General features: G+C 67.0%; 2 protein-coding genes. Both read left to right on the forward strand.

Annotated features, from left to right (window positions below):
• On the forward strand, positions 1 to 1,905 hold a 1,905-nt coding region (aceE, locus tag AC04L7_RS16475; RefSeq protein ID WP_475513436.1), incomplete at its 5' end, for a pyruvate dehydrogenase (acetyl-transferring), homodimeric type.
• 20 nt (positions 1,906 to 1,925) lie between these two features.
• Positions 1,926 to 2,534 (forward strand): DNA glycosylase AlkZ-like family protein (locus AC04L7_RS16480; RefSeq protein ID WP_475513437.1); only part of this gene is annotated, 609 nt, incomplete at its 3' end.

Consider the following 2,534-nt stretch of genomic DNA (forward strand, 5'->3'; position numbering starts at 1 on the left):
CTGCAGCGCCTCGATGGCCCGGTGCGCGGCAACGGCAAGATCATCCAGGAACTCGAAGGCGTGTTCCGCGGCGGCGGCTGGAACGTCATCAAGCTGCTGTGGGGCAGCTACTGGGATCCGCTCATCGCGCGCGACACCAGCGGCGTGCTGAAGAAGCTGATGATGGAAACCGTCGACGGCGAGTACCAGAACTGCAAGGCGTTCGGCGGCAAGTACACGCGCGACAACTTCTTCGGCAAGTACCCGGAGACGGCGGCCATGGTCGCCAACCTGTCCGACGACGACATCTGGCGCCTCAACCGCGGCGGCCACGATCCGCACAAGGTTTACGCGGCCTACCACGAGGCGGTGAACACCAAGGGCAWGCCCACTGTGATCCTGSCCAAGACGGTGAAGGGCTACGGCATGGGCTCGGCGGGCGAATCGCTCAACCCGACCCACCAGACCAAGAAGCTGGACGACGAAGCCATCCGCACGTTCCGCGACCGCTTCAACATCCCGGTCAGCGACAAGCAGTTGGAAGAATCGGCGCAGGTGCCGTTCTACCACCCGGGCGAGGACTCGCCGGAAATCCAGTACCTGAAGTCGCGCCGCGCCGCGCTCGGCGGYTACCTGCCSCAGCGTCGTCGCAAGGCCAGCGAGTCGTTCGAGACGCCGAAGCTGGAAGCCTTCGACCGCCTGCTGAAGAGCACCGGCGACCGCGAGATCTCCACCACGATGGCGTTCGTGCAGGGCCTGAACATCGCGCTGCGCGACAAGCAGGTCGGTCCGCGCCTGGTGCCGATCGTCGCCGACGAGGCGCGCACGTTCGGCATGGAAGGCATGTTCCGCCAGATCGGCATCTACGCGCCGTTCGGCCAGAAGTACAAGCCGGTCGACGCCGACCAGCTGATGTACTACCGCGAGGACCAGTCCGGCCAGGTGCTGCAGCAGGGCATCAGTGAGCCGGGCGCGATGTCGTCGTGGATGGCGGCGGGCACCAGCTATTCGGTCAGCAACGTGCCGATGCTGCCGTTCTACATCTACTACTCGATGTTCGGCTTCCAGCGCATCGGCGACATCGCGTGGCAGGCGGCGGACATGCGTRCGCGCGGYTTCCTGCTGGGCGSCACYKCSGGCCGCACCACGCTCRRCGGCGAGGGCCTGCAGCACGAGGACGGCTTCAGCCACGTCATCGCCGGCAGCATCCCCAACGTGCGCAGCTACGACCCGACCTTCGGTTTCGAGGTCGCGGTGGTCCTGCAGCACGGCATGCAGAAGATGCTGCAGGAGCAGGTGGACGAGTACTACTACGTCACCCTGATGAACGAGAACTACAGCCATCCGGAAATGCCGGCAGGCGCGGCCGAGGGCATCATCAAGGGTATGTACCTGCTCACCGACGCCGGCAAGCCGAAGAAGGGCGAGCTGCGCGTGCAGCTGCTGGGCAGCGGCACCATCCTGCGCGAGGCGATTGCGGCGGCCGAGCTGCTGGACAAGGATTTCGGCGTCACCGCCGACATCTGGTCCTGCCCGAGCTTCAACGAGCTGCGTCGCGACGGTTTCGACGCCGAGCGCTGGAACCGCCTGAACCCGGAAGCGAAGTCGCCGCGCAAGGCGTACGTGACCGAACTGCTGGAAGGCCGCCAGGGTCCTGCCATCGCTGCCACCGATTACGTGCGCGCCTACAGCGACCAGATCCGCGCGTTCGTGCCGATGGCGTACACGGCCCTGGGCACGGACGGCTTCGGCCGCAGCGACACCCGCGCCAACCTGCGTCGCCACTTCGAAGTGGACCGCTATTACATTGCCCACGCCGCCATCGCCGCCCTGGCGAAGGAAGGCAAGATGACCGGCAAGGACGTCGCCCGCGCGATCAAGCAGTACAAGATCGACGTGGACAAGGCGAACCCGGTTACGGTCTGACCCCGGTCACGGGTGACGGCATGGCGCTGACAGGGGATCACCTGCGCCGCTACGCCGTCGCCCGCAGCCTGTTCAAACCGACCACCCTGCCGCGGGCGATCCAGCGGCTGGGCTTCGTGCAGGCGGACCCGATCCGGGCGCCGGCACGCGCGCAGGATCTCACCCTGCGCCACCGCGTCGCCGGCTATCGCGCCGGCGACCTGGAGCGGCGGTATCCACGCCTGCCGCTGGAAGAAGACTTCTTCGTCAACTACGGTTTCCTGCCGCGCGCGCATCACCAGCTGATGCATCCGCGCACGGCACGCGAGGCGTGGACGCCCGCGCGATGGAAGCAGGCGCGCGCGGTACTGGAGTTCGTCAGTGAGCGCGGCACGGCGCATCCACGCGAAGTGGATGCACACTTCGGGCATGGCAAGACGACCAACTGGTTCGGCGGTTCGTCCAATGCCAGTACGCAGTTGCTGGACGGCATGCACTACCGCGGGCTGCTGCGGGTGGCGCGTCGCGAGGGCGGCACGCGGGTCTATGCGCCGCGCATCGGCGACGCGACGCCGGTCGCGGCAGCCGATGCGGAGGCGCGGCTGGGTGCGTTGCTCGACATCATCGTCAACAAGTACGCGCCGTTGCCG

The organism is Pseudoxanthomonas sp. LjRoot204_2 (genome assembly GCF_056175765.1).